Annotated in this window: 15 protein-coding genes; 10 read left to right on the top strand and 5 right to left on the bottom strand. The window is 58.6% G+C overall.

What is annotated here, in order from left to right; genetic code table 11:
* Window positions 1-114: 114 nt before the first annotated feature.
* The 5 genes from SJY29_RS12880 (at window position 115) to SJY29_RS12860 (ending at window position 5,637) form a co-directional block, all read left to right on the top strand.
* Window positions 115-1,275: an acyl-CoA dehydrogenase family protein gene (locus SJY29_RS12880; RefSeq protein WP_400083593.1), complete on the top strand. Its 1,161-nt coding sequence runs from the start codon at window positions 115-117 to the stop codon at window positions 1,273-1,275.
* On the top strand, window positions 1,275-3,305 hold the full coding sequence (locus tag SJY29_RS12875) for an acetate--CoA ligase family protein (protein WP_400083591.1): 2,031 nt from the start codon (window positions 1,275-1,277) through the stop codon (window positions 3,303-3,305). Before SJY29_RS12880 ends, SJY29_RS12875 begins: the two co-directional genes overlap by 1 nt.
* Complete coding sequence (locus SJY29_RS12870) at window positions 3,298-4,083, top strand: carnitinyl-CoA dehydratase (protein ID WP_400083589.1); 786 nt, start codon at window positions 3,298-3,300, stop codon at window positions 4,081-4,083. The genes SJY29_RS12875 and SJY29_RS12870 overlap by 8 nt, the downstream gene beginning before the upstream one ends.
* Window positions 4,084-4,205: 122 nt before the next feature.
* Window positions 4,206-5,240, top strand: coding sequence for a Fe(3+) ABC transporter substrate-binding protein (locus SJY29_RS12865; protein WP_400083587.1), 1,035 nt, complete (start codon window positions 4,206-4,208; stop codon window positions 5,238-5,240).
* A gap of 127 nt (window positions 5,241-5,367) precedes the next feature.
* The gene (locus SJY29_RS12860; protein ID WP_400083585.1) at window positions 5,368-5,637 is read left to right on the top strand and encodes a hypothetical protein; all 270 of its coding nucleotides are present in this window, start codon (window positions 5,368-5,370) and stop codon (window positions 5,635-5,637) included.
* 3 nt (window positions 5,638-5,640) lie between these two features.
* On the opposite strand, the gene SJY29_RS12855 is transcribed toward SJY29_RS12860, so the two are convergent.
* Window positions 5,641-7,299, bottom strand: coding sequence for an ABC transporter permease (locus SJY29_RS12855; RefSeq protein WP_400083583.1), 1,659 nt, complete (start codon window positions 7,297-7,299; stop codon window positions 5,641-5,643).
* Window positions 7,300-7,491: 192 nt separating this feature from the next.
* Between SJY29_RS12855 and SJY29_RS12850 the strand changes: the two genes are divergently transcribed.
* The 3 genes from SJY29_RS12850 (at window position 7,492) to cueR (ending at window position 11,125) form a co-directional block, all read left to right on the top strand.
* Window positions 7,492-8,211 (top strand): DsbA family protein, encoded by a 720-nt coding sequence (locus SJY29_RS12850; RefSeq protein ID WP_400083581.1) that lies wholly within the window; start codon window positions 7,492-7,494, stop codon window positions 8,209-8,211.
* A 68-nt stretch (window positions 8,212-8,279) separates the two neighbouring features.
* Window positions 8,280-10,739 carry a heavy metal translocating P-type ATPase gene (locus SJY29_RS12845; protein ID WP_400083579.1) on the top strand — a complete coding sequence of 820 codons (2,460 nt, stop codon included), beginning with the start codon at window positions 8,280-8,282 and terminating at the stop codon, window positions 10,737-10,739.
* Window positions 10,736-11,125: a Cu(I)-responsive transcriptional regulator gene (gene cueR / locus SJY29_RS12840; RefSeq protein ID WP_110278156.1), complete on the top strand. Its 390-nt coding sequence runs from the start codon at window positions 10,736-10,738 to the stop codon at window positions 11,123-11,125. The genes SJY29_RS12845 and cueR overlap by 4 nt, the downstream gene beginning before the upstream one ends.
* A gap of 58 nt (window positions 11,126-11,183) precedes the next feature.
* Here the strand turns inward: cueR and rpsU are convergent, their stop codons facing one another.
* Window positions 11,184-11,390 (bottom strand): 30S ribosomal protein S21, encoded by a 207-nt coding sequence (gene rpsU, locus SJY29_RS12835; RefSeq protein ID WP_007206547.1) that lies wholly within the window; start codon window positions 11,388-11,390, stop codon window positions 11,184-11,186.
* Window positions 11,391-11,497: 107 nt separating this feature from the next.
* On the opposite strand from rpsU, the gene SJY29_RS12830 reads away from it, so the two are divergent.
* Complete coding sequence (locus SJY29_RS12830) at window positions 11,498-12,196, top strand: COQ9 family protein (RefSeq protein ID WP_400083576.1); 699 nt, start codon at window positions 11,498-11,500, stop codon at window positions 12,194-12,196.
* A 12-nt stretch (window positions 12,197-12,208) separates the two neighbouring features.
* A complete protein-coding gene (locus SJY29_RS12825) occupies window positions 12,209-13,180 on the top strand; it encodes an NAD(P)H-quinone oxidoreductase (RefSeq protein WP_400083574.1) in 972 nt (323 codons plus the stop codon).
* A 3-nt stretch (window positions 13,181-13,183) separates the two neighbouring features.
* Here SJY29_RS12825 and rnhA read toward each other — a convergent pair whose 3' ends face one another.
* From rnhA to SJY29_RS12810, 3 genes are read right to left on the bottom strand one after another with little or no spacing between them, the layout of a single operon-like run.
* Window positions 13,184-13,627 carry a ribonuclease HI gene (gene rnhA / locus SJY29_RS12820; protein ID WP_400083572.1) on the bottom strand — a complete coding sequence of 148 codons (444 nt, stop codon included), beginning with the start codon at window positions 13,625-13,627 and terminating at the stop codon, window positions 13,184-13,186.
* 2 nt (window positions 13,628-13,629) lie between these two features.
* On the bottom strand, window positions 13,630-14,223 hold the full coding sequence (locus SJY29_RS12815; protein WP_400083570.1) for a class I SAM-dependent DNA methyltransferase: 594 nt from the start codon (window positions 14,221-14,223) through the stop codon (window positions 13,630-13,632).
* Window positions 14,223-14,672 (bottom strand): DUF3429 domain-containing protein, encoded by a 450-nt coding sequence (locus SJY29_RS12810; RefSeq protein ID WP_110278161.1) that lies wholly within the window; start codon window positions 14,670-14,672, stop codon window positions 14,223-14,225. The genes SJY29_RS12815 and SJY29_RS12810 overlap by 1 nt, the downstream gene beginning before the upstream one ends.

Here is a 14,672-nt window from a genome sequence, read left to right as displayed (position 1 = left end):
AAAACAGCAAACATTGCCGCTCTGCACGTTTTCTCGTAAGTGACTGCAATTCTGCATGACTTTTCCAGGGCGGCTTCTTACGGTTTGCGGTGAAGCACCAAAACGGAGCCAACCATGCATTTTGGCCTGACCGATGAACAACAAATGATCGTGGATACCGTACGGTCTTTTGTGGAACGCGAAATCTATCCCCATGAAGATGCGGTCGAACGGAGTGGGGAAGTTCCAAAAGAAATCGCCGATGAGATCAAACGCAAGACGATTGAACTGGGGTTTTATGCCTGCAACTTTCCGCAAGAGGTTGGTGGCGCAGGCTTGAGCCACGTTGAGTTTGCGCTGGTCGAGCGGGAATTGGGGCGCGGGTCGATGGCGCTGAACCACTTCTTCGGGCGCCCGCAGAATATCCTGATGGCCTGTCAGGGAGATCAGGTTGAGCGGTATCTGCGGCCTGCGGTGCGCGGCGAACGGATGGATGCGCTGGCGATGACGGAGCCTGATGCAGGATCGGACGTGCGAGGGATGAAATGTTCTGCGGTACGCGATGGCGGCGATTGGGTGCTCAACGGGTCCAAGCATTTCATCTCGGGTGCGGATCACGCGGATTTCTTTATTGTCTTTGTCGCAACCGGCGTTGATGACACGCCCCGTGGGCCCAAGAAACGTATTACCACATTTCTGGTTGACCGCGGGACGCCGGGTTTTGAGGTGCGGGATGGTTACCAATCGGTCAGCCACCGTGGATATAAGAATTGCATTCTCGATTTTGATAATTGCCGCCTGCCCGATGCGCAGGTTCTGGGTGAGGTTGATGGCGGTTTTGCGGTGATGAATGAGTGGCTCTACGCCACACGGATTACCGTGGCCACCATGTCGGTTGGGCGGGCGCGGCGGTGCTTCGATTATGCGCTGAAGTATGCCGCTGAGCGCAAGCAATTCGGCCAGCCTATCGGCAAATTTCAGGGCGTCAGTTTCCAGATCGCCGACATGATCACCGAGATTGACGCGGCAGATATGCTGACGCTTGCTGCCGCGTGGCGTCTGGATCAAGGGCTACCGGCAAACCGTGAAATTGCCTCGGCCAAGGTTTATGCCACCGAAATGCTGGCCAGCGTCACGGACGCGACCCTGCAAATTTATGGCGGCATGGGATTGATGAGCGATTTCCCGATTGAACGGTTCTGGCGCGATGCAAGGGTCGAGCGGATCTGGGACGGCACATCGGAAATCCAGCGCCACATTATCAGCCGCGAATTGCTGCGTCCTCTGGGGGCCTGATGGACAGGCTGACGCGGCTTTTTAACCCCTGCTCTATCGCCGTGATCGGTGGCGGGGCATGGGGTGCTGAAGTGATCCGCCAGTGCCAGAAGATCGGTTTTGCCGGAGACATCTGGGTGGTGCATCCCACCAAAGATGACGTGGCAGGCCTTTTACCCTTTCGCGAAATTGCGGACCTGCCCGCGCCACCTGATGCGGTGTTTATTGGTGTCAACAGGCACGCGACCGTCGCGGCAGTAGAAGCACTTGCCGCGATTGGTGCGGGTGGCGCCATTTGTTTTGCCTCGGGTTTTAGCGAGGCGGCACATGAGGTCGCGGACGGGCATGACCTGCAACAGGCGCTTCTGGTGGCGGCGGGTGATATGCCGGTGATCGGCCCCAACTGCTATGGGTTCCTGAATTATCTCGATGGCGTTACCCTTTGGCCTGATCAGCATGGTGGCCTCCGCGTGGACAGTGGGGTGGCCCTGATCGCGCAATCCTCGAATGTGGCGATCAATCTGACCATGCAGACCCGCGGTTTGCCGATTGCCTATGTCGCGACCGTGGGCAATCAGGCGCAAACCGGTCTGTCCGAGATTGGCAGGACGTTGCTGGCGAACCCCAAGGTCACGGCGCTGGGGCTCTATCTGGAGGGCATAGATGACCTCGCGGGTTTTGTGGAGCTGGCTGCGACAGCACGGCGTTCGGGCAAGCCGATTGTCGCGTTGAAAACCGGGAAATCCGAACAGGCGCAAAGAGCCGCGATTTCGCACACCGCCTCGCTTGCGGGCAGCGACGCGGGTGCTGATGCGCTTTTTAATCGTCTGGGGATCGGGCGGGTGTCGTCACTCTCGGCCTTTCTCGAGACTCTCAAGCTTTTGCATGTTGTGGGGCCTTTGGGTGAAGCTACGGTCGCCTCGATGTCGTGTTCGGGTGGTGAGGCCAGCCTGATGGCTGATATGGCGCAGGGACGGTCGATCTCGTTTCCGCCGCTTTCAGAGGCGCAAACCGTTGATCTGCGAAACACTCTTGGGCCAATCGTGGCGTTAGCCAATCCGCTCGACTACCATACCTTTATCTGGGGCAACGAAGACGCGATGGCCGCCACATTTTCCGCCATGATGTCACCGGACATGGCGCTGGGCGTCGTGATCCTTGATTTCCCGCGCCCTGACCGCTGCACAGCCCCTGCGTGGGACTTGGTGCTGAATGCCGTAGAACGCGCGCAGGCGCAGACAGGCCGCCCTATCGCGGTGCTGAGTTCATTGGTCGAAAACCTGCCCGAGCATGTTGCCATTGATCTTGTGGCGCGGGGCATCCTGCCGCTTTGCGGCATGACCGAGGCGATTGAGGCGATCGCGGTCGCGGCGCGTGTCGGGAAGCCGAAAGGGGCAGGGCTGTTTGTCCCGCCACTGGTGCGGCCAGCGCAGGTAATGAGTGAGGCCGAAGCAAAGCAGGTCTTGAAGGGCTATGGCCTGCCGGTCCCGCGGTCGGAATACGTCACTAACATCAAAGGGCTTGCAGATGCCGGGCAGGTGGTTGGCTTTCCAGTTGTGCTGAAAGGTACCGGTGTCGCCCATAAGACCGAGGCGGGCGCAGTTGTCGTGGCGATTGCTGACCAGGCGGCTTTGCTGCGTGCCGCCGAGGCAATGCCGACGGAGACCTTTCTGGTCGAACAGATGATCACCGATGTGATCGTCGAGCTTCTTGTTGGTGTCGTGCTTGATCCGGCGCATGGCTATGTGCTGACACTTGCAGCGGGCGGGACCTGGGCGGAAATTCTGGACGACAGTACGAGCCTGATCCTGCCCGTTGATGCCGGTGACATTAAGCAGGCGCTTGGTGAATTGCGGATTGCACCTGTTCTGAACGGCTATCGCGGCGCGCCTGCGGTCGATACCCAGGCGATCATTGACGCGGTGCTGGCGGTACAGTCCTATGTCATGGCACAGACGCCAATAGAGATAGAAATCAACCCGCTAATGTGTGGCCTAAAAGGGGCCGTCGCGGCGGATGCGTTGATCACAACAGGAGAACGCCATGACTGACGGCCCCATCAAGACCACCCGCGACGGGCATATCCTCGAGGTGACGCTGGACCGCCCCAAAGCGAACGCGATTGATCTGGCGACCAGCCGGATCATGGGCGAGGTCTTTGCCGATTTCCGTGATGACCCTGACCTGCGCGTGGTGATTGTCACTGGCGCGGGCGAGAAGTTCTTTTGCCCGGGCTGGGACCTCAAGGCGGCCGCTGAGGGTGATGCCGTCGATGGCGACTATGGCAAAGGCGGCTTTGGCGGGCTGCAGGAATTGCCGCGCATGAATAAGCCGGTGATCATGGCAATCAACGGGATTTGCTGCGGTGGCGGACTGGAACTGGCGTTGTCGGGGGACATTCTATTGGCCGCTGAACATGCGACTTTCGCTCTTCCTGAAATTCGCTCCGGCACCGTGGCTGATGCCGCGTCCTGCAAGTTGCCCAAACGAATTCCCTATCACATCGCGATGGAAATGCTTATGACGGGGCGCTGGGTCGACGCCGAAGAGGCCGCCCGCTGGGGGCTGATCAATCGCGTGGTTCCGGCGGATCAGTTGATAGATGAAGCGCGCAAGATGGCAGCACTTATCGCGTCGGGGCCGCCGCTTGTTTATGCGGCGCTCAAGGAAGTGGTCCGGGAGGCGGAAGATATGAAATTCCAGGACGCAATGAATCGGATCACCAAAAGCCAGTTTGCCGCGGTCGAGACCCTCTATAACTCGGAGGATCAGTTGGAAGGCGCGCGCGCATTCGCCGAAAAGCGTGATCCGGTTTGGAAGGGGCGGTAGAATACTGTTATAAAACAGAGTCTTAATTTTTCTCCGACAAAAATGATCAGGATATATTGCATATCCTGATCATTTTTGTCAGTTTCCGCGCATCAACTCCAACCTTCGCAAGGATGAAGATCATGCGCACACCATTGAGAAACTCACTCTTCCTGACGGCCGCCCTGACAATTTCGGCGACTTCCGTCTATGCCCAAAGCGACGCAGGCGAAGTGAACCTCTATTCCTCACGTCACTATGACACTGACGAACGGCTCTATTCGGACTTCACCGAGCTGACAGGCATCACGGTGAACCGGATTGAGGCAAACGCCGACGAATTGATCGCCCGGATGCAGGCAGAGGGTGCAAATTCGCCTGCTGATATTCTCATGACGGTTGACACCTCGCGCCTTGCACGTGCCAAAGAGGCCGGTCTGTTGCAAACGATTGATAGCGATATCCTCGAGGCCCGCATTCCCGATTACCTGCAGGACGCCGACAACCAGTGGTTTGGCTTCAGCCAGCGTGCGCGCATCATCTTCTATGACAAAAACCGCGTCGCAAACCCACCGCAGGACTATGTCTCGCTGGCTGATCCTGCATATGAAGGGATGGTCTGTCACCGGTCTTCGACCAATGTCTATTCCCAGACACTGCTGTCGGCGGTGATCGAAAACCACGGTGAAGAGGCCGCGACAGAGTGGGCGCAGGGTTTCGTCAACAACTTCGCGCGTGACCCACAGGGTGGCGATACCGACCAACTGCGTGGTTTGGTGTCAGGTGAATGCGACATTGCCATCTCGAACACCTACTACTTTGCCCGCGCCCTGCGCACTGACGTTGATGGCCTGGACGCCGACGCGCTTGCAAATATCGGCTGGGTCTTCCCTGCACAGAACGCAGAGGGCGCGCACATGAACCTGTCGGGTGGTGGTGTCGCTGTGAATGCGCCGAACCGCGACAATGCGATCAAGTTCCTCGAGTATCTGGCCTCTGATCGTGCACAGCAGTACTTCAGCGCAGGTAACGACGAATATCCTGCGGTACCCGGTGTTGGGTTGTCACCTTCCGTCGCAGCGATGGGGCTTTTCCGTCCTGATGCGGTTGATCTGAGCGCAGTTGCAGAGAACCTGCCAGCAGCACAGCAGATCTTTAATCAGGTCGGTTGGGAATAAGTTCTATCACTCACGGCTTAAAGGGCGCCTCGCAAGAGGCGCCTTTTTTGTATTTGGTGTAATGCGCTCCGTCACTTGACTTGCAATATGCAGGCTTGCTTTTCTGCGGGCAAAAGGAGCCGCGCAGATGCCAATCGACAACAACGATCCCGCCCATGTTTATGTTCAACAGGCCAATCGCAAAGAGGCACAGAACCGTCGGAACGGTGATTTGCGGCGCGCCCGTGCCAAGGCACAAAGCCCATGGTGGTTTGTGTTTTCGGCGAGTTTGCTGGGTTTTGCGACCGTCATGTACGCGCTGGAAAGTAATCGTGCGATCACTGGCATATTCGGCCTATTGACCGCAGTACATGTGTTCTTGGCCTATCAGCAGTGGAAGCGGCGTGCAGAACAATAGGGTTCAGGCGCGACCCGTGCCGATCTTGCGACACAGCAGGATCACAGGGATCAACCCGATTGCCGCAATGACAAGGCTGGGCACAGCAGCACCCTCAAGCCGTTCATCTGACGCCAGCCGATAGGCCTGCACCGCAAGTGTGTCGTAGTTGAATGGCCGCATGATCAGGGTTGCGGGCAATTCCTTCATCACATCGACAAAGACGATCAAGCCTGCGGTCAAAAGGCTGGTGCGCAACAGGGGCATATGGACCCGTCTGACCAGACCGGGAATGTCCTGGCCCAAGGTCCGTGCGGCTGCATCCATGTTGGGTGCAACCGACGCAATTCCGCCCTCATATGCGCCAATGGCTGCTGCGAGGAACCGGATCAGATAGGCAGAAATCAACAGCCAGATCGAGCCTGTAAACAAAAGGCCTGTCGAGATGTCAAAGGTGGCGCGCATCCAGCTATCAAGCGCGTTGTCAAATGCCGCAAACGGCACCAGGAGCCCCACCGCGATAACCCCGCCCGGCACAGCATAGCCGATCCGTGCAAGATAGAGGGACGTGCCGGTCAGGCGGCTTGTGCTCACACGGTGCAGGGTACCGAGGATCAGGGCCGCAAGCACCGTAAGGACCGCAGCGATGCCAGCAAGGGTGAGCGAATTACGGATAAAGCCCAGATAGCGTGGACTGAGCAGGTCTTGCTGCGACCCCACCGCCATAATGCTGAGTGCGATGACAGGCAGGACCACGCCAAGCAGAACAGGTGTGAGACAAAATAGAAACGCACCAAGCTTTTGACCCTTGCTGAGGGTCAGGCGCTGTAAGGGGGCGTTGCGCCTTCCACTGGTGTATTTTGCGTTACCACGGCTCGTCCGTTCCAGCATCACAAGCAGCAGCGCAAAGCTCAACAGACCTAACGCCAGTTGCGCTGCTGCGGCGCGATCCGCCAGAGAAAACCAACTGGTGTAAATGCCCACTGCGAAGGTTTGCACACCAAAATAGGCCACTGTGCCGAAATCCGCGATCGTTTCCATCGCGACCAGCATCACGCCCGAGGCAATCGCCGGTCGTGCCATGGGCAGAGACACATGCATGAACGCCGAAAAAGGTGAGCGGCCCAGAACCCGCGCGGCCAGAAATGTGCTCGATCCTTGCGCCGCAAATGCAGCCCGCGCCAAGAGATAGACATAAGGATACAGCACCAGCGTCAGCATCATCGCCGCGCCACCCAGCGAGCGGATTTCAGGGAACCAATAGTCCCGAGGTCCCCATCCTGTCAGATCGCGGAGCAGGGTTTGCACGATCCCTGGATGGTCGAGCACATGCGTATAACCGTAGGCCAGCACATAGGCCGGAAAGGCAAGCGGCAGCGCCAGCGCGATTTCCATCCAGCGGCGTCCGGGAAAATCGGTCATCGTGACAAGCCAAGCGGCACCTGCGCCGATAAATGCGGCCCCCGCCATGACCAACGCCACAAGGATCAATGTGGTGATTGTGTAGCGTCCCAGAACCGTTTCGGCCAGATTGTTCAGCGTGTCGAACGATCCGGTCAAGGCCGCTGCAAGAACACCGATGTAAGGCACGATACAAACAAGCATCACAAACACGGCGATGCCCTTGAAAAGGGACGTCAGGGCAGGCCTGTGTGACGGCTTGTTTGCGCGCGGTTGTTCCATAGCCTGCACCTAAACGAAAGCAGGCCAGAGGAGCAAGCGATAGGGGCGCGTCATTCCTGCGCATTCGTGTCATTGGTTATGCAGAGCTGTGTCGTTCGGCCGCAGAATTCACATAGATGTATGTGGCCAACGGTGCTGCAAAATGATTGTATGCAGGCGACCCTGCGATTTATCCGATGAAATGGACATGACATGCGTATACTTTTGGCCACCGCCCTGATGACCCTGCTTCCTTTCGGGGCCGCAGCGCAGAGCATGTCAGACGACGAGATCAAGGCACTGGCGCTTGAGGCGATCCGCGAAAACCCGCAGATCATCATGGAGGCAATCGCCCTTATCGAAGAGCAGCGCAGCGCAGCACAGGCCGCGGCACAGGCCGAAATCCTGCTCCGCCAGCGTGCGTTTCTCGAAAACGATCCAAACGCGCCCTCTGTCGGCAATCCCGATGCAGAGACCGTTATTGTGGAATTCTTTGATTACAACTGCCCTTACTGCAAACGCGCAGCTGGTGATGTAAAGGCGCTCCTTGCAGCGGATGACGACGTGCGTGTTGTCTACCGTGAATGGCCGATCTTGGGTGAAGGCTCCGTTCTTGCCTCGCGGGCTGCATTGGCCGCGCGCAATCAGGGCAAATATGCAGAAATGCACTGGGGTTTGATGGAAATGCGTGGGCGCGCGGAAGAGGCGTCTATCTTTGCATTGGCGCGGTCCATTGGTCTGGATGTAGACCAACTGCGCGAAGATATGCAAAGCGATGCAGTCAATAGCCACATTGCCGCGTCCGACCAGCTGGCGCAGAACCTCGGCTTTACCGGCACGCCGGCATTTGTAATTGGCGATGCTTTGGTGCCCGGTGCGATCCCGCTGGCAGAGCTTCAGCAATATATCGCAGAAGCCCGCTCCGTAGAATAACCTGATTGCCCCTTGACCTTCCAGTGAGTGGAAGCCCTATGTAAAGCGTCTACCAAAGGTGGCACGCTATGACAAAAAGTTCTCTGACACTCCAAATCTCGAAACTGTCCTGCGGATCCTGCGTCGCGCGGGCCGAAAACGCGCTGCGCGCCGTTGATGGCGTGAACGAGGTTGCGGTGAACCTCGCATCGGAAAGCGCTGTGGTCGGGTTCGACGCACCTGCAACCCCTGCCAGTATTACGGAGGCTCTTGCGACTGCAGGCTATCCCGCTATTGCCGAGCAGGTGACGCTGGACATCAATGGCATGACCTGCGGATCATGTGCCGCACGGGTGGAAAAGGCCCTTGCCGCCGCCCCGGCGGTGACCGACGTATCGGTAAACCTGGCGTCTGAGACGGCGCTGGTAAAATTCCTTGCAGGTGCGACGACACCGCAGGCCGTGGCAAAGGCATCAACCGATGCAGGCTACCCCGCGCATGTGCATGATCTTTCCGCGCCCAAGGTGGATCACAAAGCCGCCGAGATGGCGGCGCTGCGTCGCCATTTGACGATTGCGGCTGTTCTTACTGCGCCGGTTTTCGTAGTGGAGATGGGGGGGCATTTTATCCCCGGCGTCCATGAGTTCGTCCACCGCACCATCGGGATGCAAACCAGCTGGGTGTTGCAGTTTGTGCTCGTCACGCTCGTTCTCATCTGGCCGGGGCGGTTCTTTTTCACCCAAGGCCTGCCTGCGCTCTTCAAAGGCGCGCCGGATATGAACGCTTTGGTTGCCATCGGCACAGGTGCGGCATGGGCGTTTTCCACAGTTGCGACGTTCTTTCCGGCCGTCCTTCCCGCAGGAACGCGCGCGGTCTATTTTGAGGCGGCAGCGGTCATCATCACGCTGATCCTGCTTGGTCGTTTCCTTGAAGCCCGCGCTAAGGGCAAGACCGGTGCGGCGATCCGCAGGCTGGTCGGCCTGCAGCCCAAGACCGCCTTCCAGATGCAGGATGGCGCAGCGGTTGAAGTCCCGATTTCCGATATTGTTGTTGGCGATATCCTGCGCGTCCGTCCTGGCGAACGGATTGCGGTTGATGGTGTCGTGATCGAGGGCAGTTCCTTTGTCGATGAAAGCATGATCACCGGTGAGCCGATCCCCGTTGAGAAGGCGAGCGATGATCGCGTCACGGGCGGTACAGTGAACGGGACAGGTGTCTTTACCTTCCGTGTGACACAGGTGGGCGCGGATACGATGCTGGCGCAGGTCATCCGCATGGTGGAAGATGCACAGGGGGCCAAGCTGCCCATTCAGGACCTTGTGAACCGCGTGACGCTTTGGTTCGTGCCGGTTGTTTTGGTGCTGGCCCTTCTGACAGTAATCGGCTGGCTGATCTTTGGCCCTGATCCGGCACTCAGCTTTGCTTTGGTCGCGGGTGTGTCGGTCCTGATCGTCGCTTGCCCTTGTGCGATGGGATTGGCTACACCAACCTCGATCATGGTGGGCACGGGCCGCGCGGCAGAACTGGGTGTGTTGTTTCGCAAAGGCGATGCGTTGCAGGCCCTGCGTTCCGCGCAAATTGTGGCCTTTGACAAAACCGGCACGCTGACGCGCGGGCGGCCAGAGGTGACGTCTGTGTTCCTGAACGCGGGCCTTGATGAGGCTGAAGTCATGGGGCGCGTTGCTAGTGTCGAGGCGTTATCAGAGCACCCGATTGCCGAAGCTATTGTGCGGATGGCAAAAGACAAAGGATATCCCATTGGCTCCGCATCAGATTTCCGCGCCGAAGCGGGCTTTGGTGTTGCGGCAATGGTTGATGGCCGGACCGTGATGGTGGGAGCAGACCGCATGATGGAACGCACAGGCATTGCGATTGAGGCTTTCGCTGACCAAGCCGCGCAGATCGCAGCACAGGGCCAAACGCCGTTTTATGCTGCGATTGATGGCACGTTGGTGGGGCTGATCGGGATTTCGGACCCGATCAAGCCAGAGACACCAGCGGCGATCAAAAAGCTTCAGCACATGGGGCTGAGGGTCGCGCTGATCACCGGCGATAACAAGACGACGGCCAATGCCATTGCCGCAGAGCTCGGGATCGACACGGTCATCGCCGAGGTGCTGCCGGACGGCAAGGTGGCCGCCCTACGGGATCTTGCCAAGGACGGTGCCAAGATTGCTTTCGTGGGTGACGGGATCAATGACGCGCCCGCGCTGGCCGCGGCGGACGTTGGGATCGCCATTGGCACGGGCACCGATGTGGCGATTGAAAGCGCGGATGTGGTGCTCATGTCCGGCGACATCAACGGTGTGTCCAATGCGTTCGAGATCAGCCGCCACACCATGCGCAACATCCGCGAGAACCTGTTTTGGGCCTTTGCCTATAACTCCGCGCTGATCCCTGTCGCGGCGGGGGGGCTTTATGTCTTTGGCGGGCCGCTCTTGTCGCCGATGCTGGCGGCAGGGGCGATGGCGCTATCGAGCGTTTTTGTCCTGTCGAATGCCTTGCGCCTGCGCTGGGTCGCGCCTGTGGCAAAGGCGGCTGTGGCATGAATATTGGGGACGCCGCAACAAAGGCAGGGCTGCCTGCGAAAACGATCCGTTATTATGAGGATATCGGGCTGGTCAAACCGGCGCGCGACGCCAACGGGTACCGCGCGTTTGTGCAAAGTGATATTCACAAGCTGACCTTTCTTGCGCGCGCCCGTGCATTGGGATTTTCGATTGAGGATTGCCGCGACCTTCTTGCGCTTTGGGAAGATAGTTCTCGGGCCAGTTCCGATGTGCGCCGGATTGCGCAGGAACACCTGGCGCGGATCGAAACAAAGATCGCCGATCTTGAGGACATGCGCGATACGTTGAAAACGCTGGTCCGCGATTGCGCGGGCGATGATCGGCCGGACTGTCCGATCCTGAACCGTCTGGGTGATCCCGCATAAGAAAACCCCCGCCTGATTGCTCAGCCGGGGGTTCTTGGTCGTCACGTCGGAAGGATGCTTAGAGCATACCTTCGCGCTGGAGCTTCTTGCGCGCCAGCTTACGCTGACGGCGGATCGCTTCTGCTTTCTCACGCGCTTTGCGGATCGAAGGCTTTTCGAAATGCTGCTTGAGCTTCATTTCACGAAAGACGCCCTCACGCTGAAGTTTCTTCTTCAGAGCACGCAACGCCTGATCGACGTTGTTATCACGAACACTAACCTGCATGTGGTTTTCACCACCTCTCTAAGTTAAATTTGCAAAAATTGCAGGAAGTGGGCAGATAGCAAAGGTGGGCTAGTTTGTCTAGTGTGCACGAACAGCAGGAGATCATCATGACAAAGCCCGACGTTGACCCGATCCTGGAGCAACTTCTGGATGCGGCACTGCCCCACGTGGCCTTTGACGGCTGGTCGCCCGAGACATTTGCCGCCGCCATACGTGACGCAGGGGTTGATCCCTCCGTCGCCAAGGCGCTGTGTCCGCGCGGTGCGGTTTATCTGGCGATTGCCTATCACAAAAGGGGTGATGCGGCCATGATTGCGGCGCTCAAGGCCGCCGATCTGGGCGATATGCGCTTTCGCGACAAGGTGGCCCATGCGATCCGCCTGCGCCTGCAAGTGATCGACGATAAAGAGGCGGTGCGGCGTGGCACCACCCTTTTTGCGCTGCCGCATATGGCGGCGGACGGGGCGAAACTGGTTTGGGGCACGGCGGACGCGATCTGGACGACGCTGGGTGACACATCGCGCGATGCCAATTGGTACACCAAACGGATGACGCTTTCTGCGGTTTATAGCGCGGTGATTCTCTTTTGGCTGGGTGATGACAGTCTGAACATGCAGGCCACCGATGATTTCATCGACCGCCGCATCGACAACGTGATGCAGCTCGAGAAATTCAAGGCGCAGGCCAAGGCGAACCCCTTGTTCAAACCCTTTGCCGGCACGCTGGAGCGGATGATGAGCGGCATCAAAGCGCCCGCGACCCATAGCGACCCTGATCTGCCGGGCGTCTGGCGTGATCCGCAGTAAGGACAAGAATTCATGAAGGCTATCGAGATTTCCAAGCCCGGCGGGCCTGATGTGCTGATGCTTGCCGAGCGGCCCATGCCGGAACCGGCCTATGATCAGGTTGTGATCAAAGTGGCCTACGCGGGCGTGAACCGCCCCGATGCCCTGCAACGTGCGGGCCTCTACAATCCGCCCAAAGGTGCCAGTGATCTGCCCGGTCTGGAAGCGGCGGGTGAGGTGGTGTCCTGCGGTGCAGGGGTGAACGGCTTGCGTGTGGGCGATCAAGTCTGTGCGCTATTGCCCGGGGGCGGTTATGCCGAATATGTGGCGACCCCTGCGGCACATTGCCTGCCCATTCCCGAGGGTCTGAGCCTGAAACAAGCGGCCTGCGTGCCCGAGACTTTCTTTACCGTCTGGTCCAACGTGTTCATGCGCGGTGGCTTGCAGGCGGGACAGCGCTTTTTGGTCCATGGCGGCAGTTCGGGCATCGGGACAACCGCCATTCAGCTTGCAAAGGCTTTCGGTGCGCGGGTGTTTGCGACGGCGGGATCAGCCGACAAATGCGCGGCTTGTGTTGCATTGGGGGTAGAGGATGCCTTCAACTACCGCGAGGATGATTTTGTTGAAAAACTGCAAGCGCTTGGCGGCGCAGATCTGATCCTTGATATGGTCGGGGGCCCTTATATCCAGCGCAATCTGAAAGCACTCGCCGACGATGGAAAACTCGTGCAGATTGCATTTCTGCAAGGGCCGAAAGCGGATCTCAACCTTGTGCAGCTGATGACGCGGCGTTTGACGATCACCGGATCAACCCTGCGCCCGCAGTCTGATTTGGCCAAGGCGCGGATCGCAGATGCATTACGCGCCCATGTCTGGCCGCTGCTTGCTGCAGGTAAAGTGGCCCCTGTGATGGATCAGGAATTCGCGCTTGCAGATGCCGCCGCCGCACATGCCCGCATGGAAAGCAGCGCGCATATCGGCAAGATCGTGTTGAAGGTCAGCTAAAGCTCACTTCTTGAACGGCGCCATGCCTGCTCGGGCCAGTTCATCGGCCTTTTCGTTTTCGGGGTGGCCCGCGTGGCCTTTGACCCATTCCCATGTCACGTCATGGCGGGCCTCGGCGGCATCGAGCCGCTGCCAAAGGTCGATGTTCTTGACCTTGCCTTTCTTCCAGTCGCTCTTTTTCCAACTGTGGATCCACTTGGTGATCCCGTCTTTGACATAAGAGCTGTCTGTCACGACCGTGACAGCTGCACCCTTCGACAGGGTTTCGAGCGCGGTGATGGCCGCCAAGAGCTCCATCCGGTTATTTGTGGTTTCCGCCTCACCGCCAGAGAGTTCGCGGGTCTTCACAACAGTCTCGCCCTCGCGCGCCACCAGCAGTGCACCCCACCCGCCGGGGCCCGGATTGCCCGAGCAGGCACCATCTGTGTAAGCATAGAGTTTCGGCATGATCAGGTCTTTTGTCCGCGCATAATAACAAAGGGATCAAGCGTGCCGGCAAGACCGGCCTCTGTTCCCTCTTTCATATAGGTCACCTGATAGCCTGCCGAGGTCAGCAGCGCCATAAGCGCATCGACGGTGACGTAGGTGTAGAGCCGGTTAATTTTATCACGCGCGATACCGGTGCCGGTTTTCATGCCGACATGAATGGTTCCGCCTCGTTTGGTTGCCTTGAAGAGCGTCTCGAAATGGCGCGGCAAATCAGCGGGTGCTGCGTGCAGCAGGCTGAAATTGGCCCAAATGCCATCGTAGATTTCATCGCCGTCGATATCGTCGAATTCGCCCAGCCGCGCGGGAAGCCCGAATTTGTTCCTCGCAATCTCGATCATGCCTTGGGATGCGTCCACCGGATCAGGGACCAGCCCTGCGGCACGCATATGCGCCGATGCTGTGCCCGGGCCGCAGCCCAGATCAAGGACATGTCCGCCTTGTGGCATCAGATCGATAAAGGCCTGGAGCGTCGCATCAGGCGTGTCGCTGGCCACCATCTGCGCATAGTCGACCGCTTTGGCATTATAGGTCGCAATCGTGCGTGCATCCGCCATCAGAAAACGAGTGGCAGGAACGAGATGATCACGATCGCTGTCAGCAATCCGCGGAGATGCATCCACCATGCCGGCGCCAGACCCAAGCGCCAGAAATGCCAATCCAGCAAAAGCAGGCCAAGAAAACCCACGATCAGGTTTACCGCCGCCGTTGTCGGCCCGCCGCCTGTCATAAAGAACGCCCAAAGCGCAGGGATCACCGACAGGACATAGCTGGCGGTGGCCATCTGCCCTGTGGCTTTCGTTGCAAAGCCCCAAAGGACGCCTGACATAAACGACAGGATAATCGCGCCGTAGAAGAGCTGGACATAGGGGCCGATAAAACGGCCGCCGAGCGTCATTTGCCCCCACATGGCAAGATCAGGCAGCAGCACAGTCGCCGCGCCCCAAAGAAACGGAAGCAGACCTGCGAGGCCAAGGAGAAGTGCGGAGCGCGGGATCGTGTTCAT

The organism is Yoonia sp. R78084, from assembly GCF_044595625.1.
GTDB lineage: Bacteria > Pseudomonadota > Alphaproteobacteria > Rhodobacterales > Rhodobacteraceae > Yoonia.
The sequence above is the reverse complement of the archived record's forward strand: the minus strand, read 5'-3'. Positions and strand labels throughout refer to the sequence as shown.

Bases quoted from the DNA above. Each gene is read 5' to 3' on its own strand.
- SJY29_RS12870 (WP_400083589.1), top strand. From the start codon at position 3,298: ATGACTGACGGCCCCATCAAGACCACCCGCGACGGGCATATCCTCGAG.
- SJY29_RS12875 (WP_400083591.1), top strand. From the start codon at position 1,275: ATGGACAGGCTGACGCGGCTTTTTAACCCCTGCTCTATCGCCGTGATC.
- cueR (WP_110278156.1), top strand. From the start codon at position 10,736: ATGAATATTGGGGACGCCGCAACAAAGGCAGGGCTGCCTGCGAAAACG.
- SJY29_RS12825 (WP_400083574.1), top strand. From the start codon at position 12,209: ATGAAGGCTATCGAGATTTCCAAGCCCGGCGGGCCTGATGTGCTGATG.
- rpsU (WP_007206547.1), bottom strand. From the start codon at position 11,390: ATGCAGGTTAGTGTTCGTGATAACAACGTCGATCAGGCGTTGCGTGCT.
- SJY29_RS12810 (WP_110278161.1), bottom strand. From the start codon at position 14,672: ATGAACACGATCCCGCGCTCCGCACTTCTCCTTGGCCTCGCAGGTCTG.
- rnhA (WP_400083572.1), bottom strand. From the start codon at position 13,627: ATGCCGAAACTCTATGCTTACACAGATGGTGCCTGCTCGGGCAATCCG.
- SJY29_RS12850 (WP_400083581.1), top strand. From the start codon at position 7,492: ATGCGTATACTTTTGGCCACCGCCCTGATGACCCTGCTTCCTTTCGGG.
- SJY29_RS12880 (WP_400083593.1), top strand. From the start codon at position 115: ATGCATTTTGGCCTGACCGATGAACAACAAATGATCGTGGATACCGTA.
- SJY29_RS12845 (WP_400083579.1), top strand. From the start codon at position 8,280: ATGACAAAAAGTTCTCTGACACTCCAAATCTCGAAACTGTCCTGCGGA.
- SJY29_RS12815 (WP_400083570.1), bottom strand. From the start codon at position 14,223: ATGGCGGATGCACGCACGATTGCGACCTATAATGCCAAAGCGGTCGAC.
- SJY29_RS12860 (WP_400083585.1), top strand. From the start codon at position 5,368: ATGCCAATCGACAACAACGATCCCGCCCATGTTTATGTTCAACAGGCC.
- SJY29_RS12855 (WP_400083583.1), bottom strand. From the start codon at position 7,299: ATGGAACAACCGCGCGCAAACAAGCCGTCACACAGGCCTGCCCTGACG.
- SJY29_RS12865 (WP_400083587.1), top strand. From the start codon at position 4,206: ATGCGCACACCATTGAGAAACTCACTCTTCCTGACGGCCGCCCTGACA.
- SJY29_RS12830 (WP_400083576.1), top strand. From the start codon at position 11,498: ATGACAAAGCCCGACGTTGACCCGATCCTGGAGCAACTTCTGGATGCG.